This is a genomic window from Streptomyces sp. NPDC059695, from assembly GCF_042733785.1.
In the GTDB taxonomy this organism is placed as follows: domain Bacteria; phylum Actinomycetota; class Actinomycetes; order Streptomycetales; family Streptomycetaceae; genus Streptomyces.
In genome coordinates this window covers 105,059-130,904 of the sequence record NZ_JBHWFF010000021.1, presented here as the reverse complement: position 1 = coordinate 130,904, position 25,846 = coordinate 105,059, and the positions used below count along the sequence as shown (strand labels likewise).

Sequence of the window (25,846 nt, the reverse complement as noted above, 5' to 3'; positions counted from 1 at the left end):
TAGCCCCATGAGTTGGTTCGAATCGTTCATCCTGGGACTCGTCCAGGGGCTGACGGAGTTCCTTCCCATCTCCTCCAGCGCGCACCTCCGCCTCACGGCGGCCTTCGCCGGCTGGGAGGACCCGGGTGCGGCCTTCACCGCCATCACGCAGATCGGCACGGAGACCGCGGTCCTGATCTACTTCCGCAAGGACATCGCGCGGATCGTCTCGGCCTGGTTCCGCTCGCTCACCGACCGGTCGATGCGGTCCGACCACGATGCCCAGATGGGCTGGCTGGTGATCGTCGGCTCCATCCCGATCGGTGTCCTCGGCGTCACGCTCAAGGACCAGATCGAGGGCCCCTTCCGCGACCTGCGGATCACGGCGGCCACCCTCATCGTGATGGGCATCGTCCTCGGCGTCGCCGACCGGATGGCCGCCCGGGACGAGGTCGGCGGCCGGCACCGCGCGATGCGCGAGCGCAAGACGCTCAAGGACCTGAGTGTGAAGGACGGCCTGATCTACGGCTTCTGCCAGGCGATGGCCCTGATCCCGGGCGTCTCCCGGTCCGGCGCGACGATCTCCGGCGGTCTGTTCATGGGCTACACCCGTGAGGCGGCGGCCCGGTACTCGTTCCTGCTCGCGATCCCGGCGGTGCTGGCCTCCGGCGTGTTCGAGCTGAAGGACGCGAGCGAGAGCGGCCACGTCTCCTGGGGCCCGACGCTCTTCGCCACGATCGTCGCCTTCGCCGTCGGTTACGCGGTGATCGCCTGGTTCATGAAGTTCATCACCACGAAGTCCTTCATGCCGTTCGTGATCTACCGGATCCTGCTCGGCATCCTGCTCATCGTGCTGGTCTCGGCCGGCGTGCTGAGCCCGCACGCCGGCGAGTCCGCGGGCTGACGCGGCTCAGCCCCGGTAGGGCACCCTGGCGATCTCCTCGATGCCGCCCAGGGTGCCCCACTCGTTCTTGCCGAGCCGGGTCAGCGGGCGCATCAGGGTCATCTCGGGGTGGCCGTCGACCATGACGGACTCGTCGACGGCGGCGTGCACGACCCGGCCGAAGACGACCGTGGAGTCGCCGATCCGCAGCGTGCTGTGCAGCGCGCACTCCAGGGCCACCGGGGACTGGGCGACCCGCGGCGGCTTCACCCGCAGGCTCGGCTCCCGCTCGATGCCGCACGCGTCGAACTCGCTCACTCCGCGCGGGAAGTCCGTCGCGGTGGCGTTGATCCGCTCGAAGAGTCCCTCGGGGGCGAGGTTCACCACGAACTCCCCCGTCTCCTCCACGTTGCGCAGGGAGTCCTTGCGCCCGACCGAGGTGAACTGGACGACCGGCGGGCTCACCGAGGAGATGGTGAAGAAGGAGTGCGGGGCGAGGTTGTCCGTCCCGTCGGCCGAGGTCGTGGACACCCAGGCGATGGGCCGGGGGACGACGGTGGCGGTCAGCAGCCGGTAGAAGGAGGTGCGGTCGGTCAGTTCGGGATCGATGTTCACGCGCATGGCGGCCAGTATGACCGGCGAACCGGGGGCCCCGGCACGGCGGCCGGCACGACCGGCCCTGGCGCTGGCTCTGGCTCTGGCACCGGCACCGGCCCTGGCACCCTGAAGAGCTCCCGCACGACGGCTGGTCCGACCCGGCGCCCCGACAGCCCTCCTCGCGCCCGTCCGCCCCGGGCCGCCCGCCGAACCCGCGCACATCCGGCGCGCACGGCCCTTGGCCCCTGGCGTCCGCTGGCCGACACTGAGCCGATGACGCAGCGCGTGGACCTCGCGACCGTGATGGACCGATTCGCCCTCGACGACCTGATCACCGGCTACGCGGCGGCCGTGGACGAGGGTGACTGGAGCGACTACCGGGGCCTGTTCACCCCGGACGGCAGGGCCGACTACCGCGGCTCGGGCGGGATCGAGGGGCCCGCGGCGGAGGTCGCGGAGTGGCTCGCCGCGACGCTGCCCCTCTTCCCCGTGCGCCAGCACCTCATCGTGAACCGGCGGGTGCGGTTCCGGGAGCCGGGAGGCTACCCGGAGACCGGGGACCGGGCGGACGTCGGCGCCGACTACGTCAACCCGATGCGGTTCACCTCCGGCGAGGACTTCGTCTGCGGCGGGCGCTACGCGTTCGCGGCGCGCCGCACCGCGGACGGCTGGCGGCTCACCTCGGTCGTCGTCGACGAACGCTGGCGCCGCACCTGACCGCCGGTCAGCCCGCCTGGAGCAGCGCCTCGCGGACGACGCGCTCGCAGAGCTCGTGGGTGAGCAGGGCGTCGCGGGCGCTGAGCACCCGGCCCTCCCGTACCGCGTCGAGGAAGGCGAGGACCGCCTGCTCGATGCCCCGCTGCCGGGCCACGGGGACCCAGTCGCCGCGCCGGCGCACGGTCGGCTGCCCCTTGTGGTCGACGACCTCGGCGAGGTTGAGGACCTGGCGCTTGGCGTCCTGGCCGGAGACCTCCAGGATCTCCTCGGTGGATCCGTTCATCCGGTTCATCATGCCGATGGCGGTGAAGCCGTCGCCGGAGAGCTGGAGCACCACGTGGTGCATGAGCCCCTCGCGGATCCGGGCCCGCACGTCGACGTGCTCGATCTCGCCGGGGAGCAGGAAGCGCAGGGTGTCGACGACGTGGATGAAGTCGTCGAGGACGAAGGTGCGGGGGTCCTCGGGCAGCCCGATCCGGTTCTTCTGGAGGAGGATCAGCTCGCGCGGGTGCTCGGCGCACTGGGCGTAGCCGGGCGCGAGGCGCCGGTTGAAGCCGACGGCGAGGCTGACGGCACGCTTCTCGGCGAGCTCCACGATCCGCTCGGAGTCGGCGTACTCGTACGCGAGGGGCTTGTCGACGTACGTGGGGACGCCGGCGTCGAGGAGCCGGCCGGCGATCTCGGCGTGGGCGGCGGTGGAGGCGTGGACGAAGGCCGCGTCGAGGCCGGCGGAGAGCAGCGAGTCGAGGTCGGTGTGGCGCCGGCCGGCGGGCAGGTGGAGGGTGTCGGCGACCCGCTCCAGGGTCGCGGGGGTGCGGGTCTGGAGGTGCAGCTCGACCCCGGGAAGGGTACTGAGGACGGGGAGGTAGGCCTTCTGGGCGATGTCGCCGAGTCCGATGCAGCCAACCTTCACGGGGTCTCCCTTGTCGTCGTTCGCCGGCCCCGGCCGTCCGGGCCTCGCGCGCCGGTCAGCTTACGCGGGGTGGATCACGCGCCCGGCCGGAGGGACCGCGCCGACGGGCGGCCGCCAGTCGCAGATGCCGTCGAAGCCGCGCAGGGCGAGGCCGGGCCCGAAGCGGGAGACGGCGGTCACCGCGGCGTCGCGCAGGGCGACGGCGGGGCGGGCGGAGAGCATGGTGATGGCACCGGTGCGGGCGGCCCTGCGGACGATCGCGGTGGTGCGCGGCAGCCGGTCGGCGGTGTACGCGGCGAGCGCGCGGCCCGGCCGGAATCCGGCGGCGTCGCCGGCGTGGTGGGCGAGGACGACGGCGTCCTCGATCGCCTGGTTACCGCCCTGGCCGAGGCTCGGCATCATCGCGTGCGCGGCGTCACCGAGGAGGGCCACCCGGCCCCGGTGGAAGGCGGGCAGCGGGTCGGGCAGGTGGTGGACGTCGTGCCGCAGGATCCGGTCGGGGGTGACGGCGGCGAGGATCTCGGGGACGGGGTGGTGCCAGTCCCCGAAGAGCCGGAGGAGTTCGGCCTTCTCGTCGTCCGGCGCGTGGGCGCCGGCGGGGGCGAGGGCCATGGCGTACGCGTACACCCGGCCGTCCTTGAGGGGCTGACTGCCCCACAGCCGGCCGGCTCCCCAGGTCTCGTGCGGGGCGAAGGGCCGCGCGGGGGCGGGGACGACGACGCGCCAGCTGGTGCTGCCGGAGTAGCGGGGGCCGGGGTGGCCGGGGAAGAGCGTCCGGCGGGTGGCCGAGTGGATGCCGTCGGAGCCGAGGACGAGTGCGGCCTCCAGCTCGCCTCCGGCCGCGGTGTCCGCGCCGGTGACGGTGACGCGGGCGGGTCGGTCGTCGTCGCCGGGGTCGGTGACGGCGGCGGAGACGCCGGTGCGCACGGCGTCCTCGGGCAGGGCCGCGGTGAGGATCTCGACGAGCGTGGCGCGGTGCAGGAGCACGAGGGGTCCGCCGAAGCGGTGGGCGGCGGCCTCGGCGTCGGTGCGGGCGAGCCAGCGGCCGCCGGGGGTCCGCATGCCGCCGTCGCCCTGCCAGGCGGAGAGGTCGCGGACGCGGTCGCCAAGGCCGATGACGTCGAGGGCGCGCTGCGCGTTGGGGGCGAGGGCGATGCCGGCGCCGACGGGGGTGAGGTCGGCGGCTCGTTCGAGGACGGTGACCTGCCAGCCGCGCCGGTGCAGGGCGACGGCTGCGGCGAGTCCGCCGATGCCGGCTCCGACGACGACGGCGCGGTGCTGTTCCATGGCTGCTCCTCGGTCCGGGACGGTCGGATCGAACCACTCACTACAGCTGTAGTGAGGGCGACACCGCGACCGTACTACAGGTGTAGTCACCCCGGTAGGGGCCGGTAGTAGGTTGTCCCCCATGACCGCAGCCCCCGCCGGGACCCCGGCCCCGGAGTCCCTCCCGTCCCGCGCCGAGCGGATCGGTGACGCCGCCCTCGCCCTCCTGGCCGAGCGGGGGATGCGGGGCCTGACCCACCGCGCCGTCGACGAGTGCGCGGGGCTGCCGCAGGGCTCGACGTCCAACCACGCCCGGACGCGGCAGGCGCTCCTGGAGACGGCCGTGCGGCGCCTGGTCGAGCGGGAGGCCGCCGTCCTCACCCCGCACGAACTGCCCGGTCCGGAGCGCGGCGGCGAGGCGCTCGTGGACGCCCTCGCCCTCTCCCTGCACCGCTATCTGACCGACCACCGCCCGCTGCTCGTCTCCCGCTACGAGCTGGCCCTGGAGGCGACCCGCCGCCCCGAGCTCCGGAGCTTCTTCGACACGGCGGGCGCGGCCTTCCACACCCCGCTGATCGCGATGATGACGGCGGCCGGATCGCCGGAGCCGGAGCGGCACGCGCTCTCCCTCATCGCCTGGACCGAGGGGATGATGTTCTCCTGCGCCGCCGGCTCCTTCCACGCGGCCGTCCCGAGCCGCGCGGACCTGCGCACCGGCTTCGACGAACTGCTGCGCGGCATGCTGGGCCACCGGCCCTGAACCGGACGAGCCGCCCCCGGCCCGAGCGGCCGTCCCGGGGCCCGGGCCCCGGCCGAAACCCCTGGCGCCGCCCGCGATCATGGGGGACGATGCCGCCCATGACCACCGAGAAGACCGAATCCACCCCGCGCGTCGACCCGGGCACCCTCACGGGCGAGCGCGAGGCGCTGGAGCAGTGGCTCGACTTCCACCGTGCGACCCTCGCGATGAAGTGCGAGGGGCTCGACGACACCCAGCTGCGCACCCCGTCCGCCCCACCGTCGGACCTCAACCTCCTCGGCCTGGTACGGCACATGGCCGAGGTCGAGCGCGGCTGGTTCCGCCGCGTCCTGGCCGGCGAGGAGGCGCCGTGGATCTACTCGACGCCGGAGGACCACGACCGGGACATCCACGTCACGGACGAGGACACCTACGCGGAGGCCCACGCCACCTGGCAGGCCGAGATCGGGCACGCGCGCACGCTGGCCGCCGGGCGTGACCTGGACGTCCTGGGCGCGGGCGACCACCGCAGCGGCGAACGCTTCAACCTCCGCTGGATCTATCTCCACATGATCGAGGAGTACGCCCGCCACAACGGCCACGCGGACCTCATCCGCGAGCGGATCGACGGCGCGACCGGCGACTGACCCGCCGCCGGGCGGAGCGGCTCCGCCCGGCCCCCCGGTCAAGAGCGGAGCGCACCTCACCCGTGCGGGGCATTCCCCGCCGGTAGGGGCGCGAAGACCGCCGGCGGAACAGCAGAGTTGCGCGGGTGCATGGAACCCGAACAACAGCGAAGATCCTGGTCGGGGCGGCGGTGGCCGCCCTGGCGGGCTGCGTCTCGGTGGACGCCCCGCCGTCGGTGCCCACCCCGTCCCCCGCGCCCGCGCCCGACACCGTGCGTCCCGCGCGGGACGCGGCGCCGCAGATCGTCGAGGGCCCGGCCCGCGAGGCCCTCGAAGCGGCGCTCCCCACGGGCCCGCCGTCCCCCGCGCCCCGCGCGACGCCCCCCTCGGGGCAGCACCGGCGGACGGCCGTGCCGCCCCGCGCGCAGGCCCCGCACCCCGCGTCCGTACCGGAGCGGCGCGAGCGGCCGCGTCCGGCGGCCCGGCCGGACCCGCCGGGGCTTCCGCGGCTCACGGGGCTGCCGGGGCACCCGGCCGTCACCCACGTCGACGTCTGCGACCTGGGCGAGCGGTACGGGGGCTGGGCCCCGGGCAGCGACCAGGCGAGGATCTGCCAGGGGGCCTACGGCCGGTGAGCCCCTCCCGGAGCGGCGGTCCGGGTCACGCGTCCCTGAGCCGCAGCTCCAGGCGCTCGATCGCGGCCCGCACCCCGTTCCCGTAGCCGTCGTCGTCGAGGTGGTCCGAGGCCGCGCGCGCCCGGTCCAGATGGACCCGCGCGGCGTCGGGGCGCTGGAGCTTGACGTAGTCGGCGGCCAGGTTCAGCTGGAGCGAGGGGTACAGTGCCCGCAGGGCGGCCGCCGAGTCGTGCGCGGCGAGCCGCTCCTCGGCGAGGCCCTCGGCCGCGCTGAGCGCCCGCAGGTCCCAGGCCAGCTCGGTGTCGGGATCGTCCTGGGCGTCCGCCATGTAGTGCGCGAGGGTGCAGCGGTGCAGCGGGTCGCCGTCCGGGCCGATCTGCTGCCACAGCACGCCGAAGCGGTTCCTGGCCTCCTCGCGGTCGCCACCGTGCAGCAGCATCATGGCCTGCCCGATCCTGGTCATGACACCGTCGTCCGACACCTGCTGCTGCTCGGTCACCGCGATCTCCACCCGCTCACCCACTGGGATTGACGACGCTAGCCGCACCCGGCCCGGATCGGGCCGAGGCTCAGCCGAGGTCCGGGATGCGCCAGTCGATCGGCTCGTGCCCCTGGGCGGCGACGGCCTCGTCGATCTGGGTGAACGGCCGCGATCCGAAGAACTTCTTCGCCGACAGCGGCGAGGGGTGCGCGCCCTTCACCACCACGTGCCGCTCCTCGTCGATGAGCGGCAGCTTCTTCTGCGCGTAGTTGCCCCACAGGACGAAGACGGCGGGGTCGGGCCGGGAGGCGACGGCGGTGATGACCGCGTCCGTGAACTTCTCCCAGCCCTTGCCCTTGTGCGAGTTCGCCTCGCCGGAGCGGACCGTCAGGACGGCGTTGAGCAGGAGGACGCCCTGCTCGGCCCACGGCATCAGGTAGCCGTTGTCCGGGACAGGGTGGCCGAGCTCCGCCTGCATCTCCTTGTAGATGTTGCGCAGGGAGGGCGGGGTCTTCACTCCGGGGCGGACGGAGAAGCAGAGGCCGTGGCCCTGCCCCTCGCCGTGGTACGGGTCCTGACCGAGGATCAGGACCTTCACCTTGTCGTACGGGGTGGCGTCGAGGGCGGCGAAGACCTCGTCCTTCGGCGGGAAGACCGGCCCCCTCGCGCGCTCCTCCTCGACGAACTCGGCGAGCTGGGCGAAGTACGGCTTCTGCAGCTCCTCGCCGAGGACACCCCGCCAGGACTCGGGCAGCATGCTGGTGTCGGTCACGGTCACAACCTCCGGTGGACGTTCCTGTTTCTCCGTCCGAGAACCTATCGGGGGCCACTGACAGTGGCCCCCGCAGGTCTCCTACCAGCTGGCCCGGCGGCTCAGCTCCCACATCTGCATGACCGTCTGCGGGTCGAGCGCGCGCTCGCCGCCGCCGATGTCCTCGCCGGCCGCGATGTACAGCTTGCCCTGCCACAGGGGCAGCAGCCGCACGTCCTGGACCATGATCTCCTGGGCCTCCACGAACTCGTCCGTGACGGTCCCCCGGTCGCTCTCGCGCCGGGACTTGGGCAGGAGCTCCTTGGTGATCCGGGGGCTCTCGTACGGGGTGCCGAGGACGTTCTCCTTGCCCACGAAGGGGGCGACGAAGTTGTCCGGGTCCGGGAAGTCGGGGAACCAGCCGCGGCCGAAGACCGGGTACTCGCCCTTCTGGTAGCCCGCCTGGAACTCCTTCCACGGCTTGCCGTGCAGGGTGACCTTGAAGAGTCCGGACTCCTCCAGCTGGCGCTTGAGCTCGGCGAACTCGGCGGCCGTCGCGGAGCCGTACCGGTCGGTCGTGTACCAGAAGTCCAGCTCGACGGGCTCGGTGATGCCGGCGGTGCGGAGGATCCGCTCCGCCTTCGCCTTGCTCGGCGTGCCGAAGCGGTCGAAGAACTTGGTGGTGTGAGCCGCGATGCCCTTGGGCACCATGGAGTACAGGGGCTCGGCGGTGCCCTGGTAGACCTTGTTGACCAGTTCGTCGCGGTCGACGAGCTGGGCGATGGCCTTGCGGACGGGAAGCTTGGCGACGGACTCGTCCTGGGTGTTGAAGACCAGGTAGCGGATGTCGGCGCCGGTCGACTCGACGATCTGGAGGCCCTTGTTCTCCGGCGTGTCCTCCTGGAGGTTGACGACCTCCTCGGCGGTGAGGCCGCGGTAGGTGGCGTCGATCTCGTTCTTCCGGAGGGCCTTGACCATGGCCTCGGAGTCGTCGAAGTACTTGATGGTGACGCCGCCGTTCTTGCGGTCGGCGAAGCCCTTGTAGGTGGGGTTCTTCGTCAGCTCCGCCGTCTCGCGCTCGGTGTACGAGTCGAGGACGTACGGGCCCGAGCCCGTGATCTTGCCGTCCTTGCGGAGCCGGTCCTTCGGGTACTCGGCCGGGTCGACCAGCGACATGGCGGGGGTCGCCAGGACGAACGGGAACGTGGCGTCGGACTTGTTCAGCCGGAAGACGACGGTGCGGTCGCCGACGGTGTCGATCTTGTCGAGCGAGCCGAGCATCCCGTTGGGGCCGCCCTTGTGGTTGATCGTGCGGATGCGCTCGATCGAGTACTGCACGGCCTGGGCGTCCAGCTTGTGCCCGTTGGAGAAGGTCAGCCCCTCCACGAGCTTGCACTCGAAGACCCGGCTGGAGGTGTCCGTGAACTTGCAGTCGGCGGCGTCCGGCTGCGGGGTGGTGCTGCCCGTCGGGAAAGCCACCAGGGTCTGGAAGACATTCCGGAAGAGCTCCCAGGAATTGTCCCAGGCGGCGGCCGGATCAAGCGTGGTGGGAGAACTCATCGTGCCGACGACGATTCTCTGATCCCCGGCGGATTCACTGTCCGAGAAGACACCGCATCCGGTTACCAGGGATATGGACACAAGGGCTGCAGCGGCCTGCAGACTGGTCCGGTTGAACACGTGCACGCTCCTCGTTCAGCCATGGGTCGGCCGACGATACCGCAGCACCCCGTCAGGTCAATGTTCGAGTCTGACGGGGCACTTGAGGCATTCGATGTACAACCGGGCTCAATCCGGACAGCAAATCCGGAAAGTGTCCGATTATCGGTCAGCCGACTCCGGCGTTCAGGAAAATACCGCCGTCGACGACGAGCGTCTGGCCGGTGATCCACTCCGACTGGGACGAGGTCAGGAAGGCGGCGGCGCCGCCGATGTCCTCGGGCACGCCGAGCCGGCCCAGCGGATAGGCGGCGGCCGCCTCCGCCTCACGGCCCTCGTAGAGCGCCTGCGCGAATTTCGTCTTCACGACGGCGGGGGCGATCGCGTTGACCCGTACGACCGGAGCGAATTCATGCGCCAGCTGCAGGGTCAGATTCACCATGGCGGCCTTGCTCATGCCGTACGCGCCGATGAAAGGCGAGGCGGAGACGCCGGCGATCGAGGCGATGTTCACGATCGCCCCGCCGTGCTCCTTCTGCCAGGCGTGCCAGGTCCGCTGGGCGAAGCCGAGCGCGGAGATCACGTTCGTCTCGAAGACCTTGCGGGCCACCCCGAGGTCCAGGTCCGCGAGGGGCCCGAAGACGGGGTTCGTGCCGGCGTTGTTGACCAGGAAGTCCAGACGGCCGAAGCCGTCCATCGCGGCCTCGACGGCGGTGGCCTGGTGGGCCTCGTCGTGCGCCTTGCCGGGGACACCGATCGCCCGGTCGGCCCCGAGGCGCTCCACGGCCTCCTTGAGGGCCTCCTCGCCGCGCCCGGTGATGACGACCCGGTCGCCGCGGGCGACCAGGGCCTCCGCGATCCCGTAGCCGATGCCCCGGCTGGCGCCGGTGACGAGGGCGACCTTGCCGGACGGCTCCGGCCGTTCCTGAGCGCTCATGCGCGTCTCCTCCTCTTCGATGCCGGTCGTCGTCAGTTGAGCGGGCCGCCGGCCACGTACATGACCTGGCCGGACACGAAGCCCGCGTCGTCGCCGGTGAAGAAGGCGATGGCGTGGGCGACGTCCTCGGGGCGGCCGACCCGCTGCACCGGGATCATGGAGGCGGCGGCGGCCTGGAACTCCTCGAAGCCCATGCCGACGCGCTCGGCGGTCTGCGCGGTCATCTCGGTGACGATGAAGCCGGGCGCGACGGCGTTGGCGGTGACGCCGAACTTGCCGAGCTCCTTGGCGAGGGTCTTCGTGAAGCCCTGGAGACCCGCCTTGACGGCCGAGTAGTTGGCCTGGCCGCGGTTGCCGAGCGCCGAGGAGGAGGAGAGCGAGACGATCCGGCCGAAGCCCGCGTCCACCATGTGCTTCTGGACGGCCTTCGCCATCAGGAAGGCACCCTTGAGGTGGACGTTCATGACGAGGTCCCAGTCGGACTCGGACATCTTGAAGAGCAGGTTGTCGCGGAGCACGCCCGCGTTGTTCACGAGGATCGTCGGCGCGCCGAGCTCCGCGGCGATCCGCGCGACCGCGGCCTCCACCTGCGCGCCGTCCGAGACGTCGCAGCCGACGGCGAGAGCGGTGCCGCCCGCGGCGGTGATCTTCTCGACGGTGTCCTTGCAGGCCGCCTCGTCGAGGTCGAGTACGGCGACGGCGCGGCCCTCGGCCGCCAGGCGGAGCGCGGTGGCCGCGCCGATGCCCCGCGCGGCACCCGTGACGACGGCTACGCGCTGCTCGGTGGTGGACATGCTTGGTTCTCCTCGCCCTTGGATCGTCCCTGGTCGCGGGCGAACCTTCCGCCGCTCCTGCGTCCCGCACATGAGCGACCGCTTAGTATCGTCCGCAGACGAGACGCTAGAAGCCCTGGCACCCGGTGTCAACGGCCCACCGGGTGCACCAGGTCACTCCCCCGGCCGCTACCGGACGAGGAGGTCGAGCAGGCGTTCCACCTCGGCCTCGGGATCGGCGGTCAGGCCCGTGTGGACGGGCCCCGGCTGCACCACCGTGGAGCGCGGCGCGATCAGCCAGCGGAAGCGCCGCCCGGCGTCGTCGCGCGCTGCCTGGCCGGCCGCGTCGCCGCCCAGGCAGACCCCCTCGACGGCGCGCAGCGCGGCCCGGACCCCGGTCACGTCGGCGGCCGGGTCGAGGACCGTCAGCTTGGCCTCGTCCAGATGCGTACGGGCCGCCACGAAGGACCGGGCGCGGCAGTAGACGACCACCCCGGCGTTGAAGCACTCGCCGCGCTCCACCCGCGGCACGACGCGCAGCAGCGCGTACTCGAAGACATCGCGGTCGGTCACGTCGTGCTGTCCTTCTCGGTGGTGTGCGTCCGGGGCGCGAGGCGCTCGGCGAGCCAGCCGGGCGGCTGCTGCGGCCGGCTCTCGGTGCGGGGCCCGAGCGTGATCCGCTCGTGGATGGTGGCGGCGCGCGGCAGCAGCGCCGAGACGTACGCGGCGCGGACCTCGTCCGTGCTGTCGAAGCCGGGCTCGTCGACGAGCCACTCGTCGGGGACGTCGGCGGCGACCTCCTCCAGGAGTTCGCGGGTGACGAGCGGGGCGAGCTCGGCGGCCGCGGCGGCGATGTCGGGTCCGTAGGGGGCGAGCGCGTGGTCGGAGGCGTCGTACGGCTTCGCGGCGGAGGCCTGGGCGCCCGGCCAGTTGTGGTGCCAGATCATGGTGGCGCCGTGGTCGATGAGCCAGAGGTCGCCGTGCCAGACGAGCATGTTCGGGTTGCGCCAGGACCGGTCGACGTTGTTGATGACCGCGTCGAACCAGACGACCCGGCCGGCCTCCCGGGGGTCGACCTCGTACGCCAGCGGGTCGAAGCCCAGCGAGCCGGGCAGGAAGTCCATCCCGAGGTTGAGCCCGCCGCTCGCCTTGAGCAGCTCCTGCACCTCCTGGTCGGGCTCGGAGAGCCCGATGACCGGGTCCAGCTGGAGGGTGACGAGCTCCGGCACCCGCAGCCCGAGCCTGCGGGCCAGCTGCCCGCAGACGACCTCGGCGACGAGGGTCTTGCGGCCCTGGCCGGCGCCGGTGAATTTCATGACGTACGTGCCGAGGTCGTCGGCCTCGACGATCCCGGGGAGCGAGCCGCCCTCACGCAAGGGCGTGACATAGCGGGTCGCTACGACCTCGTTCAACACTTTCCCAGGCCACCCATCTCTGCAGCTTTGCAGTCCACGGACCGCTTCTCCGGAGCTGAGGGGCGCAGGTCACCGGTGGACTGCGCTGGGGAGAATCCGGGGAGTCCCGGCCGACGGGCCGGTCGTCCCCGTACCTCCAGCAGACCGTCGACGGTGCCGCGCCCCTCGCTGCCGGCTTCCGGCTTGAGTGAGCAGAGTAACCGAGAGTGATCGTCGGCGACGAGTGTTCGCGCCCCCGCACCGGCCAGACGGCCGCGCACCGCAACCGGCGGGTGGGGTATCGCATGGCTCGCGCGTCGGCCACCAGGGTCAGGAAACCCCCCGGCCGGCGACGTCGTTCGGGGAGAGGGGATCCGCCGGGAGCCCCGTTGCTCCACATCACGTTTCCATACCGACGCACCCGGCGGCTCGCGGCCGGGTCCCCCACCGGCGACCGTCGGCCCTTTGCCGGAATTCGCCGCACATGCGCACGCGGGAAGCCTGGCCGTCGCGCGAAGATCCACCACCCTCCCAGCGCTTATGTGGCCCATATCCATGCAGGTCAAGCCAGGGAAGGGCAAGATGACGTAAAGATCGCGAGGGCTCCGCCCGGAGTGACCGCACCGTTGGAGATCTTCACCGCTTCCCTCCCCTTAGGATCACGCAGCCCATGGCGCATCAGGCGTCATGGCGTGATCCCAGGAGTCGTGTTGAGATTCAGACCACGGGGAAGGGCGCGCGTCGCGGGCATGTCGCCACGCCGCACCGCCCTCGCCGTCGCCGCCGTACTGGTCGCCGAGGCCGCGTTGGTGTCACTGGGGAGCGGGCAGGCCTTCGCCGCCGCGGACTCCGCGACCACGCGGCCGACGGCCGTGGGCCAGTCCGCCAGGTCGACGGCCTCCTCGGCCGATTCGACGGCCGCCGCCTTGCTGATGGCCCGGTTGCAGGGCCGCAGGATCGAGGTGGTGGCGAAACGTTCCGCCAACTCGACGACGTACGCCCTGCCCAACGGACAGCTGCAGACGTCCACGTACGCGGCACCGATCCGGCAGAAGGTCGACGGCGTCTGGCGCACCATCGACACCGCTCTGTCCGACGAGGGCAGTGCGCTGGAGCCGGAGGTCGCCGCCGCCGACATCACGGTCTCCGACGGCGGGGACACCGCGCTCGCCTCGGTCACCAAGGGCACGAAGTCGTTCGGGATGGGCTGGGAGTCGAACCTTCCGACGCCTTCGGTGAAGGACGACACCGCCTCCTACGCCCTCGGTGACGGCGAGACCCTGACGGTCACCGCGCTGGCGCAGGGGTTCAGCCAGAACGTCGTCCTCGACAAGGCGCCCGAGGGTCCGCTGGAGTACCGGATACCCATGCGGCTCAAGGGACTTGAGCTGTCGGAGGCCGCATCCGGTCACCTGCTGCTGAAGGACGGTGCGGGGAAGCTGGTCGCCGAGGCGCCCGCGCCGATGATGTGGGACTCCTCCAAGGACCGCACGTCGGGCGAGTCGAAGCACCAGGCCCCCGTCGCCACGAAGGTGGAGACGGCCGAGGACGGGTCGCAGACCCTGGTCCTCACCCCGGACGCGAGCTACTTCACCGACAACCGGCTGACCTACCCGGTCACCGTCGACCCCACCAGCACGCTCGCCGCCTCCGCGGACACCTGGGTCGCCACCAACTACCCGGACTCCCAGGTCTCCTCGGAGGAGCTGAAGTCCGGTACGTACGACGCGGGGACCACCAAGGCCCGCGCCTACCTGAAGTTCGACGTGTCGGCCTTCACGGGCAAGCACATCACCGACACCAACCTCGCCCTGTACTCGTACTACTCCTCGACCTGTGCCACCACCGGCGCGGGCACGCAGGTGCGGCGCATCACCGGGTCGTGGACCACCTCGGGCATCACCTGGGGCGACCAGCCCGCCACCACCACGACGGGCGCGGTCACCAGCACGGCGGCCAAGGGCTACGACAGCTCCTGCCCGGCCGGCACCGTCAACTTCGACGTCGACGCCATCGTGCAGGCCTGGGCCGACGGCTCCACCAACTACGGTGTCCGCATCGCGGGTGCCTCGGAGACCGACTCCACCACCTGGCGCCGCTACCGCTCCGCCAACTACGTCTCCGGCGACGGCTCCACCGAGCCGCACCTCACCGTGACGTACAACTCCTACCCCGCGGTGCCCGGTTCGACGGCGATCGCGCCCTCGCAGGTCAACGCCTACAACGGCAAGCGCTACGTCACCTCGCTCACCCCGACCCTGTCGTCGAAGGTGACCGACCCGGACGGAGCCAACGTCCAGGCCCAGTACGAGATCACCGCCGACCCGGCGTACGCGGACACCACGTACTCCCTCACGGCGTACGGCAAGACCGTGGCCTCCGGTTCCACCTCGACCCTGGCCGTCCCCTCCTCCTCCCCCTTCCCCTCCGGCAGCCATCTTCGCTACCGGGCGCGGGCGTACGACGGGACGGACTTCGGGTCGTGGTCGGGCTACACGCCGTTCGTGCTGAACACGGCCAAGCCGGTCGCACCGACCGTCACCTGTGACACGTACACCCAGGGCAGCTGGACCGCCAAGGCCTCCACCGCCGTGAACTGCACCCTCGTCACCTCCTCCACGGACGGTGCCGGCTACCAGTGGGGCCTGGACGACGCGTCCCTGCCGAACACGAAGCTGGACACCACCAACGGCACCGGCGGCGACGCGCAGACCATCAGCATCAACCCGGCAGGCGGCTGGCACACGCTGTACGCGCGCACCGTCGACTCCGGCGGCAACCTCTCCACCGCCAGCACCGCCTACAGCTTCGGAGTCGGCGCCGACGGCGCGGCGATCCTCTCCCCGCAGGACGGCGACACCACCGCCCGCCGGGTCACCCTGGCGGCCAGGGGCCTCACCACCTACACCGGCGTGACCTGGCAGTACCGGCGCGGCGAGACCGACGTCTGGCACACCGTGCCCGTCGGTGCCGTGACCGCCTCCGGCTCCGCCGTCTCCGCCTGGCCCGTCGCCGTCAGCGGCGGCAACGCGACCAAGCTGGTGTGGAACACCGTCTCCACCCTCGCCGAGGACGGCGTGATCCAGCTGCGGGCCGCGTTCACCAACGGCACCACCACCGGCTACTCGCAGACTGCCGAGATCACCCTCGACCGGGACGCGGGCGCCGCCCTCACGAACCAGATCGGCCCGGGGCAGGTCAACGAACTCACCGGTGACTTCACCCTGTCGGCCACCGACGCCTCCGCGTTCGCCGCGAGCGTGGACCGCACGTTCTCCTCGCGTACCAACAGCACCGACGCCGAGGGCCAGGCGCAGATCTTCGGCCCCGGCTGGGTGTCGACCGTCTCCGCCGAGTCGAGCGACTACACGCAGATCCGCGAGACCTCCGGCTCGTCCGTCGAGGTACTGGCCGGCGACGGCAGCGCGATCGCGTTCACCAAGACCAGCAGCGGCGGCTGGCAGCCGGAGATCGGTGCCGAGTCCCTGGCACTGACCTACTCGGCCACCACGACCATGTTCACGCTGACCGACACCGACGCCAACACGGTCGTGTTCGCGAAGGCGGACCCGGCCTCGACGACGTGGACGGTGTTCTCGTCGGCCTCGGCGGTCGACGACTCGACGGTCACGGTCTTCTCGACGACGGTGGACGCGGGCGGCAAGAAGCTGGCCCGTCCGAGGTACGTGGTCTCGCCGACGAGCGCGGCGACCGCGACGACCTGCCAGACGAACCCGTCCACGAAGGGCTGCCGGGTACTGGAGTACGTCTACGCGCCGGCCACCACGGCCACTTCCAGCACGCTGGGCGACTATCTGAACCAGGTCTCGGCCGTCAAGCTGTGGGCCACCAGCCCCGGTGCCTCCGCCTCGACCGCCGAGACGCTCGCCTCGTACGCCTACAACGCCTCCGGCCAGCTGCGCCAGGTGTGGGACCCGCGCATCAGCCCGTCGCTGAAGACGGAGTACACCTACGGCACCGACGGCCGCGTGGCCACGTACACCAAGCCGGGCGAGCTGCCCTGGACCTTCACCTACGGCACGGCCGGCTCGGCCCTGACCTCCGGGTCCGGCATGCTCCTCAAGGTGTCGCGCGCCGCGCTCGCCGCGGGATCCGCGACCACCACGTCCGGCACGGCGGCCACCACCGTCGTCTACGACGTCCCGGTCTCCGGCACCGCCGCCCCGTACCAGATGGACACCGCGACGGTCGCTGCCTGGGGACAGGACGAGGCGCCCACCGACGCCACCGCGTTCTTCCCCGCCGACAGCGTTCCGGCCTCCAGCACCGGCGGCGACCTCACAGCAGGCGCCTACGCCCGGGCCACGATCAGCTACATCAACGCGAACGGAGCGGAGACCAACACAGCGAGCCCGGGTGGTGCGATCACCACCACCGAGTACGACCTGCTCGGCAACGAGTCCTCCGACCTGACCGCCGGCAACCGGGAACTCGCCCTGGGCACCTCCGCCAACGCGGCGACGGAACTGGCCGCCCTGGGCCTGGCCGATCTGTCCACCGCCGAGCGCGCCCAGCAGCTGGCCACCGTGCTGGAGTACTCCGCCGACGGCACCCGTGTGACGGACGAGTACGGTCCGCTGCACCAGATCAGCCTGGCCTCGGAACTCACCGGCACCACCCCCGAGTCCACCCTGGCCGCCGGCACGGTGATCCCGGCCCGCGCCCACACCTCCTACGCCTACGACGAGGGAGCCCCGGCCGACGCGGCGGTCTCCGACCTGGTCACCTCCTCCACCACGGGCGCGGCCATAGCCGGCTACGCCACCGACGCGGAGGCCAAGACCACGACCACCACCTACGACTGGTCCACGGGCTCCGAACTGGCCACCACCGGCGGCGGCGAGTCCGCGGGCCAGGTGACCGGCTACGACGGCGCGGGCCGTGTGGCCACCACCCGCACCCCGAAATCGTCCGGCTCGGACGCGGGCACGCTGGTGTACACCTACTACGACGCGCACGCCACCGGCGCCTGCGCCTCGACCGAGTGGGACGGCCTGCTCTGCAGGACCGCCCCGGCCGCGGCCATCACGGGTGGCGGGAGCAACCCCACCGAGGGCGTCACCACCGTCTACACCTACGGCCGGTGGGGCCAGGTCGTCACCAAGGCCGAGACCGCCAACGGCGTGACCCGTACGACCACCACCGCGTCCGACGCGGTCGGCCGTCCGACCGGCACCACCGTCACCGGCGGCACCGGATCGGGCACTCCGGCCACCACCATCACCTACGACGGGGCCACCGGCCAGGTCGCCGGCACCACCGCCAACGGCAAGACGTCCACCTCGACGTACGACGCCCTGGGCCGGACCCTCACCTACAGCGACGGGTCGGGCAGCACCAGCTCCTTCACCTACGACATCCTCGACCGCCCGGTGACGGCGTCCGACTCGGTGCCGTCCACCACCACCTACACCTACGACGCCACCACCGGCCAGGCCAAGTCCATCACCGACTCGGTCGCCGGGACGTTCAGGGCCGGTGCCCACGACGCCGACGGCGCTCTCACCGGTGAGACCCTGCCCGGTGGCTACACCCTGGCCACGACCTACGACACGACGGGCAACCAGACGTCGGTGACCTACGCGGACTCCTCGGGCGCCACCGTGCTCTCCGACTCCGCGACCTACACCATCCACGGCAAGCAGACCGGTCACACCCAGACCGACGGCGGAACCCTGTCCACCGCCTACGGCTACGACGCCTCCGGGCGCCTGGCCCTGGCCACCGACGACGACGGCACGACGACGACCTCGCGCGCCTACGCCTTCGACACGGATGACAACCGCACCTCGCTGACCACCACGGTCACGGCCGCGGGCGCCACCCCCACCACCTCCAGCACGGCGTACGCGCACGACACCGCGGGTCGTCTCGTCGCCGGGGGCTACACCTACGACGCCTTCGGGCGCACCACCCAGGTGGCGGGCAAGTCCCTGGCCTACTACACCAACGACCTGGTGGCCGGTGAGACGGTGGGCTCCACCCGTACCACCTGGGGCCTGGACGGCTCCGGCCGCCTGGCGTCCTCGGCGACCGCGACCACCGGCGACGGCGGCGCGACCTGGTCCACCACGAGCACCACGGTGAACCACTACAGCTGTGGCTGCGACACCCCGTCCTGGACGGTCACCACCGCGGGTTCCGCCTCCACCGTCAGCCGGAACGTCCCGGACCTCTCCGGCGGACTGGCCGCCACCACCGGCGCCACCGGCGGCGCGGTCCTCCACCTGGCCAACCTGCACGGCGACATCTCCGTCCGGCTGGACCTGGCGACGTCCGCCGCCACGGTCCAGCGCTACGACGAGTACGGCAACCCGCTGGACGCCACGGCCGCCGCGGCGAAGTACGGGTCCCTGGGCGCCTACCAGAGAGCCACCGACGGCCTGGCCGGGTACACCCTCATGGGCGTCCGCGTCTACGATCCGACCACCGGCCGCTTCCTCCAGAACGACCCGGTCTACGGCGGCAACACCAGCTCCTACGTCTACCCCGCCGACCCCATCGGCCAGTCGGACACCAGCGGTGAGCTGAACTACCGCACGCAGACGAAGAAGACGAAGAACTACACCATCGGCATCAGCAGGAACTGCACGGGGAAGTCCAAGTGCAGCCTGACCTGGTACGTGAAGCTGAAGAGCATCTGGAAGAAGTACGGCGCTCTGAAGTTCGTGTACAGCATCGTCCTTCCGCTGTACAACGCCAAGAAGAACCAGAACTACGGCCACCTGGAGTCGGGCAGCTACGTCTTCCACGGCTCCTGGGGTGTCCCCAACGGGAGGGGAAGACCGGAGTCGGACCGTGGGAAGTACAGGGCCATGGGCATGACCTTCTGGTTCGACTGGACGGACAACGTTGAATTCAGCGGGAAGTTCACCGTCATGAACATCTGCGTCCGGAACCCGACCCTGAACGTCTACGGCCTCTTCACCTGAGACCCTTCGGGTTGATCACCGCCGGGGGAGGAGTGGGCAGCCACTCCTCCCCCGGCTTCGTTTCCCTCGGAAGGCAGGAACGATGTCGAATCTCCCGGACTGGCGGGACCGGATGCTGAGAGCGGTCTGGTGGCACGGGGAGCAGCTCCCCGAGGAGGTACGGACGTGGATGGCCGAGCTGTACGGCGAGCGTGGGGAGATCTCGGAATCGGAGTTCTGTGACTCCTGGACCGCGCGCACCTTCTCCATGGCGAGATCGGCGTTCGAGACGGTCACCAGATCGGCGGAGCAGGACACCGGGAAAGCGACCACCGGCGACGACTACGACTACATCAGCTACACGCGGGACCCGGACCAGGGACCGGTCGGCGTGGTCCGCATCAAGTCGGCGGAGGTCTCCACACCCGATGCGGCGGAGGTTCTGTGCGCCGTGGCGGAAGGGGTGCAGGAATTCGTCATGAGCCACCACCGCGTGACCTGGCCCGTGTGCGGCGAGCACGGCCGCGGTCTGCACGTGGACTACGTCCACGAGACCCCGGTCTGGACGTGCACGGGCGGGAGCACGGACGGTCACGTGGTGAGAGCGATCGATCCCGCCGTTCAGGCGTAGCTCACCGCGGGCCCTTTCTCCCGGGTACCGAGCCCTTTCCGAGCCGACGGTGCCGACCGTGAGCTGGGCCCGCATCCGCAACGACGAAGCTCCTGGCAGACGGGTTCTCGACCAAGACCACCCGCTTCTGCCAGGAGCTTCGCGTGCGTCGGTGGGCGTTGCTGCGCGAGCACGCGCCCCGCGGCCCGTCCTGGGTGAGCAAGTTGAGCGAGCGCGCCGCGAGGACAACGACACCAGGCTGCACCGGAGTTGCCCCAACGGAGGAGATCACTGTGCGAGCGACCCACCGGCACGTCATGCATCTGGCGCTCGCGGCCGCGCTGACCGGTCTGGCGGGCTGTTCAGACGGCACGTCCGGGGCGGACGCCGGGGTCCCGGGCGCCTCCGCCGGTGCCGAGCCTCCGGCCTCGGCGGAGCCGAAGGCGAAGGCCACGGCGTTCGATCCTCCGGCGAAGTTCGGCAAGGAAGCCGTCTTCGCTCCAGGGGCGCGGTTCAGCCGCGCTGGAAGAACTCCACCTCCGACACCGCCAGATGCCGTCCGCCCGTCAGCCCGACGGGCGATTCGAGCGCCAGCCGGACCGTGAGGACGTCGCTGATCCCGGTCGGGAAGGTCTGCGGGCCCGGCTTGTCGCTGAGGTTCAGCGTCTTGCGCACCACCTCGCCGTCCTTCGAGGTCACCTCCATCTCGATGCGCAGCGCCCGGCCCTGTGACGCGTACGCCTCCGGATCGGCCGAGGCGCCGTTGGTGACGATCACATCGACCATCCGGAACGGCTTCGCGAAGCGGTACGTGACGGAGGCACCCGAACGCGGAGCGCCCCAGTAGCGGTTGCTCAGTCCGTCGGTCGTCTCGGTCGCCTCGTGGCCCGGCAGTTCGGCACTCGCGCGCACGCCGGTCGCCGTCACCGGCTTCGCCTTGCCCAGCTTGTCCCGGGTGTCCTCGATGAGGGCCCGTCCGGCCGGCAGCAGCAGGAAGCCTCCCGCGCACAGGGCGAGGACCACGACGAGCACGGTCAGGAACCGGGCGAACCGTCCCGAACCACTGCGGACCCGCCGCCGGAACGGCCAGACCGTCCGCCACCACGGCAGCCGTTCCGGGGCCGTCGCCGACGTCAGCGGCGCGGCGCACCTGCGGCAGAAGTTCCGCCCGGGCGCGTTCGGCGTCCCGCAGGCCGGACACGGCGCACCCACCGCGTCCTCGTCCACCGGTGCCTGGCGCACGACCGGCCGCGCGGCCACCGCCTTCGCGGGCAGCACCGGCCCGGGCGATCCCCCGACCGGCGCCGGTGGCGACGCGGGGCTCCGGGGGCGCGGCGGAGGCGTCGGCGCGCCGGGGCGCACCGGGGCCGGGGGGTCGGCGGCGCGGGGCTGCGACTCCGGGCGCGTGGACGGGGCCGCGGACGAGGACGAGGACTCGACGACATCGTCGTCGTCGGCCTGCCGCGATCCGTGGTTCTCGTCCTCTCCCCGGTCCGCGCGCGGGTCGCCCGGGGGCGTCGGCGGCAGGCCGGGTACCGACGGCAGGCGCGGCGGCGTGACCGTCGGCAGATCGGGTATCAGCCCGACCCGCTGCGCCGCCTGCCGCAGCCAGCCGGCCCCCTCCCGGGCCATCTCGGTGTTCTCCCGCCCGGCTTCGGAAGCGGGCTCGGGCCCGGCGTCCCGGCGGCGCGGGTGGCGGGAGCCGCCGGGCTCCGGGGCGTCGGCGGCGGAATCGGGCGCGGGCCCGGCGACGTCGTCGTCGGGGCGGGGGCCGTACGCGAGGCCGGGCGGTCGCGGCGGCGCCGGGACCCCTTGGTCCGGCGTGGCGGACTCGACCGGTGCCCCGTGCGGCGGCGTGCCGCCGGGCCGGCCGGTCGACGGCGTGCCGGCCGCGCTCCCGACGGCGCCGGTGCCCGTCTGCGCCGCGCTCCCGACGGCGCCGGTGCCCGCCTGCCCGGCCGGGGGCGCGTGTGGTGCGCCCCCTGGTGGCAAGCCCGGCCCCGGCACGGCCTGGGACGGCGGGGCGGTGGACGGCGCGGTGGACGGCGGCGTGTTGAACGGCGCGGCCGGGGACGGCGCGGCCGCCGTCCGGTCGGCGGAGGGTGGCGCCGTGCTCGGGGTGTCGGCCGCCGGTCCGCCGGCGGCCGGCGCGTGCGGCGGAAGCCCCGCGGGTCCTGTCGGCACACCGGTGCCGGGCCCCGCCGCCGCGCCCGCCGACGCCCCGGTCGCGGGTCCGCCGGTCCTCGCGGACCCGTCGGCGTCCTGCCGCCCGGGACCACTCAGCGGGCGTCCGGGCTCCGGCACGCCCGGCTCCGCGGGTGCGCCCGCTCCGGTCCCCGGCGGCGCCGCCGTACGTCCGTCCCCGCTCTCGGCCGAGGTGCGCGGCGCTGTCCGGGCCGTGCCGGGCGGCTCGGCGGCTCCGCCCCGAGCCGCCGCCGCCTCCGCCCCTGCCGAGGGCGGCGCACCGCCGCCGGGTTCCGCCGGGCTCGCCGGGTCCCCCGGCTCGTCCAGCGTGTCCAACGGGTTCGGGCCGCCGGACGCGGTGGCGCCGCGGCCCGGCCTCGGCGCCTCGTCCGACCAGCCCAGATAGGAGCCGCAGTTGTGGCAGAAGTCTTCCGTCGGGGCGTTCGACGCCCCGCACACGGGACAGTCACGCATGCGGGTCGCTCCTTTCGAGATCGGCAGGCGGGCCCGGGAGGACCTCCACACGGCACGCCGTGTGGACCGGGCACAGGGTTCGGACGAGGGCCTCGACGCGGTCGGCGTCGACCTCGGCCGTGCGGCCCGGCCAGACCCGTACGAGCACCGTGTCCACGTCCGGCGGCGGCGGGGCGCCGCCCGCCGTGGTGGACCAGGTGGCGCCGCCGTCGCCGCTGACGTCGGCCGAGACGCCGAGGACGAGGCGCAGCGCCTCGGTCAGGCCGCGCCGGGTGCCGCGCATGCGGTGCAGTTCGACCGCACGGGCCACCGCCTCCCGGCGGAGCTCCAGCGGCCGGGCCGGGTCGTCGAAGCCGCCGACCCAGCCCGACAGCCACGCCACGAAGTCGGGCGGCGCGAGCCGGGGGTCGAAGTAGCCGGCCAGGTTGTCGAGCGTCGCGTACACCGGCGCGAGAACCGTGTCGAGACCGGCGGTGAACCGCTGCGCGAAGTCGTCCTCGTGGTACAGCGCGGGCAGTTGCCCGCCGATCGGGTAGCGGCTGGGCAGGCCGGGGACGGCCGCCCGGCTCATGCCCGGCCCTCCGGATCCGTGGGGGTCACGACCACCTGGTGCTGGTACGAGAAGACCAGCGCGCCGGAACCGAGGTCGATCCGCTCGGCCGGCGCGCCGCGCCGGCCGGTGATCGGGTCGGCGGCGAACATCCGGATCTCCTCCACCAGGACGTCCCCGACGGCCCGCTGGAGCACGCCGAACAGCTCCCCGTACTGCACCGGCCGGCCGAAGGGCCACCCCTTGCCCTGCGGCCCGCCGTGCAGCGGGTTGAGGTGGCGGAACAGCGCCGCCAGCGCCGCGTCCCGGACCCGGTCGGCGTCGGCGGCGGGCGCGGAGAGCCGGGCCACCACCGTGACGCCCTGGTAGACCGGTGGTTCCACGACCAGCCGGGTGCCGATGAGCCTCCGCTCGTCGAGGGCGCGGGTGATCGAGCCGAGCATCTGCTCGGACGGGATGAGCTGGTCGAAGCGGAGCCGGTCGCCCTCGTCGGCGACGGCGTCCGGCACCACCAGCACCCGCACCGCGCCCCCAGCGCCCGCCCCGCCGACGGGGGGCAGACAGCGCACCCTGGCCAGCGACGGCGCCGCCTGCCGGGCGATGATCTCGTGGTCCTCGGCGGTCACCGCGCGTTCCTGCATGCGCAGCGCCTCCGGCGCCCGCAGCCTGGCGTTGTCGAGGGTCTCCCCGGCGACGCCGCCGCGCGCCGCCTCCCGGTTGTCGACCCGGGCCACGTACGGGACGGAGCTGCGCAGCACGGAGATCGCGCCGCGCGCGACGTTCCCGGCCGGGCCGCCGCCGGTGCGGTAGCGGGCGACCCGGATGTGCGCGCCCTTGGGCGGTACGGCGCCGCGCGCGCCCAGGGTCCCGTCCGGCTCGCGCAGCGCCGGCGGGAAGGCGAACTCGCCCGTACTGGCGTCCACGCGGACGTGCCGGTCCTCGGGGCCGGAGCGCCCGAAGTGTTCCACCAGGTCCCAGCGCTGCCAGCCGTCGCCGGAGGACACCTCCACGATCGGCGGCCCGCCGTCGAGCAGCACCGGCGGACGGCCCACCCGGAACCGCTGGCCGGCCACGCCCTCCGAGGTGCCGAGCGGCATGTCCGTGACCGTCTCGGCGTGCTCGACGGTCATGGTGCCGCCGATCGTGAAGACCGAGGCCTCGCGCACGGTCGGGGACTCCGAGTAGAACGGCTGGCCCGGCTCCGCCTCGGTCACCCGGCAGCGCAGCCAGCCCGCGCGCGTGCCGCCGATCAGCGAGGCGCGGTGCCCGGCCGGCACGTGCACGACGACCTCGCCCGGCCTGTTGAGGCCGCCGGAGGAGTCCTCGCCGGTCTCGCAGCGCTGCCAGCGGCCGCCGTCCCACGCCTCCCACACCAGCGGCGGCTGGCGCGGGTCGACGCCCACGCCCTGCACCTGGCTGTCCAGGCGCACCACGACCACACAGCGGGGCACCGCCGACGAAAGGCCGAACAGCAGCGCGTCGCCCGGCTCGGGCACCGCCTGGAAGCACGGGATGTCGCGCCGCTCGGCCAGCTCCCCGGTCCGGTCGGTCTGCTCCCCGGTCCGAGGCGCCGTCAGCAGCCGTGTGAGCTCCGCGGGGACGATCTGGAGCTCGCCCGTGGTCGCGAAGACCACGGCCTCGTCCGTGTCACCGGCCGTGGTCGTCACCTCGGTGCCGGCCGGCACCGAGACCGGCTCGGGCTGCGGGGCCGACAGCCAGAAGTCGACCTCGGCCGAGGCCGCCGACGGCGGGAACAGCTCGATGCCCAACAGGTCGAGGAAAGCGAGGTAGTTCTTGTCCGGGACCCGGTTGAGCCGGTAGAGCAGCTGGTCCACCAGATAGGCGAAGGTCTCGATCAGCGTGACGCCGGGATCGGACACGTTGTGGTCGGTCCACTCGGGCGCCCGCTGCTGCACGTAGCGCTTCGCCTCGTCGACGAGCTGCTGGAACCGTCGGTCGTCCAGGTTGGGAGAGGGGAGGGCCATCAGTCCGCGACCATTTCCTCGGCCCCCTCCTCGGAGGGGATCGTGTAGAAGGGGAAGACCAGGTTGCGCCGGTCGTTGGTGCTCCGCACGGTGTAGTGCACGTCGATGTAGAGGGTGCCCTCGTCCACGGAGTCGAAGGCCACGACGACCTCGTCCACCGTGATCCGCGGCTCCCACCGCTCCAGCGCCTCGCGGACCTGCTGCGCGACCCGCCCGGCGGTGTCGCCGCCGCCCGGCGCGAACACGTACTCGTGGATGCCGCAGCCGAACTCCGGGCGCATCGGGCGCTCGCCGGGCGCGGTGCCGAGGATCAGCCGGATCGCCTCCTCCAGCTCCCGTTCCCGCTCGACCAGGGCGATGCCGCCGGTCGGACCCACCCGCAGCGGGAAGCCCCAGCCGCGGCCGATGAACCGTTCGCTCATCACACGCCCCCGATCAGGACGTCGGGCGCACCGGTCAGGATCATCGCGCCGCAGGTCGTCCGGTCCCGGGCCCGCGCGGCGGGCAGCCCGCCGATCAGGACCGGTCCGGCGGCGGCGGCCGCCGGGTCGGGCATGATCACGTTGCCCGGTCCGAGCGCCGCGTGGGGCGGTACGACGCACACGTGCAGGCTGCCGGTGACGGCGGCCGGCCGCCCGCCGATCAGCACCGTGACCACGCTCCTGGCGACGGCGGGCGGCGGGGTGCCGATCGCGCCGCCGTGGTTGGTGGGATCGCCGGTACGGGCCGCGGCTGGCATGACAGGCTCCTTGGGGTGGGTG

General features: G+C 72.6%; 22 protein-coding genes. 7 read left to right on the top strand and 15 right to left on the bottom strand.

Features of this window, described 5'->3' with window-relative positions:
• Positions 1 to 7 precede the first annotated feature (7 nt).
• Complete coding sequence (locus ACFV2S_RS25330) at positions 8 to 883, top strand: undecaprenyl-diphosphate phosphatase (RefSeq protein WP_385563323.1); 876 nt, start codon at positions 8 to 10, stop codon at positions 881 to 883.
• 6 nt (positions 884 to 889) lie between these two features.
• Here the strand turns inward: ACFV2S_RS25330 and ACFV2S_RS25325 are convergent, their stop codons facing one another.
• Positions 890 to 1,483, bottom strand: a complete 594-nt coding sequence (locus ACFV2S_RS25325) for a flavin reductase family protein (RefSeq protein ID WP_385563320.1) — start codon at positions 1,481 to 1,483, stop codon at positions 890 to 892.
• Between the two features lie 249 nt (positions 1,484 to 1,732).
• On the opposite strand from ACFV2S_RS25325, the gene ACFV2S_RS25320 reads away from it, so the two are divergent.
• Positions 1,733 to 2,176, top strand: coding sequence for a nuclear transport factor 2 family protein (locus tag ACFV2S_RS25320; protein ID WP_385563317.1), 444 nt, complete (start codon positions 1,733 to 1,735; stop codon positions 2,174 to 2,176).
• Positions 2,177 to 2,183: 7 nt separating this feature from the next.
• Here ACFV2S_RS25320 and ACFV2S_RS25315 read toward each other — a convergent pair whose 3' ends face one another.
• Entirely contained in the window at positions 2,184 to 3,089 is a 906-nt protein-coding gene (locus ACFV2S_RS25315) for a Gfo/Idh/MocA family protein (protein ID WP_383799144.1), read from the bottom strand.
• Positions 3,090 to 3,149: 60 nt separating this feature from the next.
• Positions 3,150 to 4,376 (bottom strand): FAD-dependent monooxygenase, encoded by a 1,227-nt coding sequence (locus ACFV2S_RS25310; protein ID WP_385563312.1) that lies wholly within the window; start codon positions 4,374 to 4,376, stop codon positions 3,150 to 3,152.
• 121 nt (positions 4,377 to 4,497) lie between these two features.
• Between ACFV2S_RS25310 and ACFV2S_RS25305 the strand changes: the two genes are divergently transcribed.
• From ACFV2S_RS25305 to ACFV2S_RS25295, 3 genes are all read left to right on the top strand, one after another.
• The gene (locus tag ACFV2S_RS25305) at positions 4,498 to 5,115 is read left to right on the top strand and encodes a TetR/AcrR family transcriptional regulator (protein WP_385563309.1); all 618 of its coding nucleotides are present in this window, start codon (positions 4,498 to 4,500) and stop codon (positions 5,113 to 5,115) included.
• A gap of 98 nt (positions 5,116 to 5,213) precedes the next feature.
• Positions 5,214 to 5,741, top strand: a complete 528-nt coding sequence (locus tag ACFV2S_RS25300; RefSeq protein WP_385563306.1) for a DinB family protein — start codon at positions 5,214 to 5,216, stop codon at positions 5,739 to 5,741.
• A 125-nt stretch (positions 5,742 to 5,866) separates the two neighbouring features.
• Complete coding sequence (locus tag ACFV2S_RS25295; protein ID WP_385563303.1) at positions 5,867 to 6,355, top strand: hypothetical protein; 489 nt, start codon at positions 5,867 to 5,869, stop codon at positions 6,353 to 6,355.
• A gap of 25 nt (positions 6,356 to 6,380) precedes the next feature.
• On the opposite strand, the gene ACFV2S_RS25290 is transcribed toward ACFV2S_RS25295, so the two are convergent.
• The 7 genes from ACFV2S_RS25290 to ACFV2S_RS25260 all read right to left on the bottom strand — a co-directional run bounded on the left by ACFV2S_RS25290 (position 6,381) and on the right by ACFV2S_RS25260 (position 12,371).
• Complete coding sequence (locus tag ACFV2S_RS25290) at positions 6,381 to 6,854, bottom strand: hypothetical protein (protein ID WP_385563300.1); 474 nt, start codon at positions 6,852 to 6,854, stop codon at positions 6,381 to 6,383.
• Between the two features lie 70 nt (positions 6,855 to 6,924).
• The gene (gene ung, locus ACFV2S_RS25285) at positions 6,925 to 7,608 is read right to left on the bottom strand and encodes a uracil-DNA glycosylase (protein WP_385563297.1); all 684 of its coding nucleotides are present in this window, start codon (positions 7,606 to 7,608) and stop codon (positions 6,925 to 6,927) included.
• Positions 7,609 to 7,689: 81 nt separating this feature from the next.
• Complete coding sequence (locus ACFV2S_RS25280) at positions 7,690 to 9,267, bottom strand: ABC transporter substrate-binding protein (RefSeq protein ID WP_383795658.1); 1,578 nt, start codon at positions 9,265 to 9,267, stop codon at positions 7,690 to 7,692.
• 148 nt (positions 9,268 to 9,415) lie between these two features.
• Positions 9,416 to 10,183 (bottom strand): SDR family oxidoreductase, encoded by a 768-nt coding sequence (locus tag ACFV2S_RS25275; protein WP_385563294.1) that lies wholly within the window; start codon positions 10,181 to 10,183, stop codon positions 9,416 to 9,418.
• A gap of 32 nt (positions 10,184 to 10,215) precedes the next feature.
• A complete protein-coding gene (gene fabG, locus ACFV2S_RS25270) occupies positions 10,216 to 10,977 on the bottom strand; it encodes a 3-oxoacyl-ACP reductase FabG (protein ID WP_383795653.1) in 762 nt (253 codons plus the stop codon).
• A 168-nt stretch (positions 10,978 to 11,145) separates the two neighbouring features.
• Positions 11,146 to 11,529: a DUF3037 domain-containing protein gene (locus ACFV2S_RS25265; protein ID WP_030686313.1), complete on the bottom strand. Its 384-nt coding sequence runs from the start codon at positions 11,527 to 11,529 to the stop codon at positions 11,146 to 11,148.
• Positions 11,526 to 12,371 (bottom strand): HipA family kinase, encoded by an 846-nt coding sequence (locus tag ACFV2S_RS25260; RefSeq protein WP_385563289.1) that lies wholly within the window; start codon positions 12,369 to 12,371, stop codon positions 11,526 to 11,528. The genes ACFV2S_RS25265 and ACFV2S_RS25260 overlap by 4 nt, the downstream gene beginning before the upstream one ends.
• A 728-nt stretch (positions 12,372 to 13,099) precedes the next feature.
• Here ACFV2S_RS25260 and ACFV2S_RS25255 point away from each other — a divergent pair.
• Together ACFV2S_RS25255 and ACFV2S_RS25250 are read left to right on the top strand one after the other, a co-directional pair.
• The gene (locus ACFV2S_RS25255; protein WP_385563286.1) at positions 13,100 to 19,303 is read left to right on the top strand and encodes a DNRLRE domain-containing protein; all 6,204 of its coding nucleotides are present in this window, start codon (positions 13,100 to 13,102) and stop codon (positions 19,301 to 19,303) included.
• Positions 19,304 to 19,385: 82 nt separating this feature from the next.
• Positions 19,386 to 19,913 carry a hypothetical protein gene (locus ACFV2S_RS25250; protein ID WP_385563283.1) on the top strand — a complete coding sequence of 176 codons (528 nt, stop codon included), beginning with the start codon at positions 19,386 to 19,388 and terminating at the stop codon, positions 19,911 to 19,913.
• Positions 19,914 to 20,405: 492 nt separating this feature from the next.
• On the opposite strand, the gene ACFV2S_RS25245 is transcribed toward ACFV2S_RS25250, so the two are convergent.
• From ACFV2S_RS25245 to ACFV2S_RS25225, 5 genes are read right to left on the bottom strand one after another with little or no spacing between them, the layout of a single operon-like run.
• Positions 20,406 to 22,550, bottom strand: a complete 2,145-nt coding sequence (locus ACFV2S_RS25245) for an NADase-type glycan-binding domain-containing protein (RefSeq protein ID WP_385563279.1) — start codon at positions 22,548 to 22,550, stop codon at positions 20,406 to 20,408.
• Entirely contained in the window at positions 22,543 to 23,121 is a 579-nt protein-coding gene (locus ACFV2S_RS25240; protein ID WP_385563276.1) for a phage tail protein, read from the bottom strand. The genes ACFV2S_RS25245 and ACFV2S_RS25240 overlap by 8 nt, the downstream gene beginning before the upstream one ends.
• Positions 23,118 to 25,085 (bottom strand): putative baseplate assembly protein, encoded by a 1,968-nt coding sequence (locus ACFV2S_RS25235; RefSeq protein ID WP_385563273.1) that lies wholly within the window; start codon positions 25,083 to 25,085, stop codon positions 23,118 to 23,120. The genes ACFV2S_RS25240 and ACFV2S_RS25235 overlap by 4 nt, the downstream gene beginning before the upstream one ends.
• Positions 25,085 to 25,507, bottom strand: a complete 423-nt coding sequence (locus ACFV2S_RS25230) for a GPW/gp25 family protein (protein WP_383797996.1) — start codon at positions 25,505 to 25,507, stop codon at positions 25,085 to 25,087. Before ACFV2S_RS25230 ends, ACFV2S_RS25235 begins: the two co-directional genes overlap by 1 nt.
• Positions 25,507 to 25,824 (bottom strand): PAAR domain-containing protein, encoded by a 318-nt coding sequence (locus tag ACFV2S_RS25225; RefSeq protein ID WP_383797993.1) that lies wholly within the window; start codon positions 25,822 to 25,824, stop codon positions 25,507 to 25,509. Before ACFV2S_RS25225 ends, ACFV2S_RS25230 begins: the two co-directional genes overlap by 1 nt.
• Positions 25,825 to 25,846: the final 22 nt, after the last annotated feature.

Excerpts from the sequence above, each read along its gene's own strand:
- ACFV2S_RS25275 (WP_385563294.1), bottom strand. The coding sequence starts at position 10,183 with ATGAGCGCTCAGGAACGGCCGGAGCCGTCCGGCAAGGTCGCCCTCGTC.
- ACFV2S_RS25225 (WP_383797993.1), bottom strand. The coding sequence starts at position 25,824 with ATGCCAGCCGCGGCCCGTACCGGCGATCCCACCAACCACGGCGGCGCG.
- ACFV2S_RS25325 (WP_385563320.1), bottom strand. The coding sequence starts at position 1,483 with ATGCGCGTGAACATCGATCCCGAACTGACCGACCGCACCTCCTTCTAC.
- ACFV2S_RS25255 (WP_385563286.1), top strand. The coding sequence starts at position 13,100 with ATGTCGCCACGCCGCACCGCCCTCGCCGTCGCCGCCGTACTGGTCGCC.
- ACFV2S_RS25320 (WP_385563317.1), top strand. The coding sequence starts at position 1,733 with ATGACGCAGCGCGTGGACCTCGCGACCGTGATGGACCGATTCGCCCTC.
- ACFV2S_RS25235 (WP_385563273.1), bottom strand. The coding sequence starts at position 25,085 with ATGGCCCTCCCCTCTCCCAACCTGGACGACCGACGGTTCCAGCAGCTC.
- ACFV2S_RS25310 (WP_385563312.1), bottom strand. The coding sequence starts at position 4,376 with ATGGAACAGCACCGCGCCGTCGTCGTCGGAGCCGGCATCGGCGGACTC.
- ACFV2S_RS25245 (WP_385563279.1), bottom strand. The coding sequence starts at position 22,550 with ATGCGTGACTGTCCCGTGTGCGGGGCGTCGAACGCCCCGACGGAAGAC.
- ACFV2S_RS25305 (WP_385563309.1), top strand. The coding sequence starts at position 4,498 with ATGACCGCAGCCCCCGCCGGGACCCCGGCCCCGGAGTCCCTCCCGTCC.
- ACFV2S_RS25250 (WP_385563283.1), top strand. The coding sequence starts at position 19,386 with ATGTCGAATCTCCCGGACTGGCGGGACCGGATGCTGAGAGCGGTCTGG.
- fabG (WP_383795653.1), bottom strand. The coding sequence starts at position 10,977 with ATGTCCACCACCGAGCAGCGCGTAGCCGTCGTCACGGGTGCCGCGCGG.
- ACFV2S_RS25300 (WP_385563306.1), top strand. The coding sequence starts at position 5,214 with ATGACCACCGAGAAGACCGAATCCACCCCGCGCGTCGACCCGGGCACC.
- ACFV2S_RS25330 (WP_385563323.1), top strand. The coding sequence starts at position 8 with ATGAGTTGGTTCGAATCGTTCATCCTGGGACTCGTCCAGGGGCTGACG.
- ACFV2S_RS25240 (WP_385563276.1), bottom strand. The coding sequence starts at position 23,121 with ATGAGCCGGGCGGCCGTCCCCGGCCTGCCCAGCCGCTACCCGATCGGC.
- ACFV2S_RS25230 (WP_383797996.1), bottom strand. The coding sequence starts at position 25,507 with ATGAGCGAACGGTTCATCGGCCGCGGCTGGGGCTTCCCGCTGCGGGTG.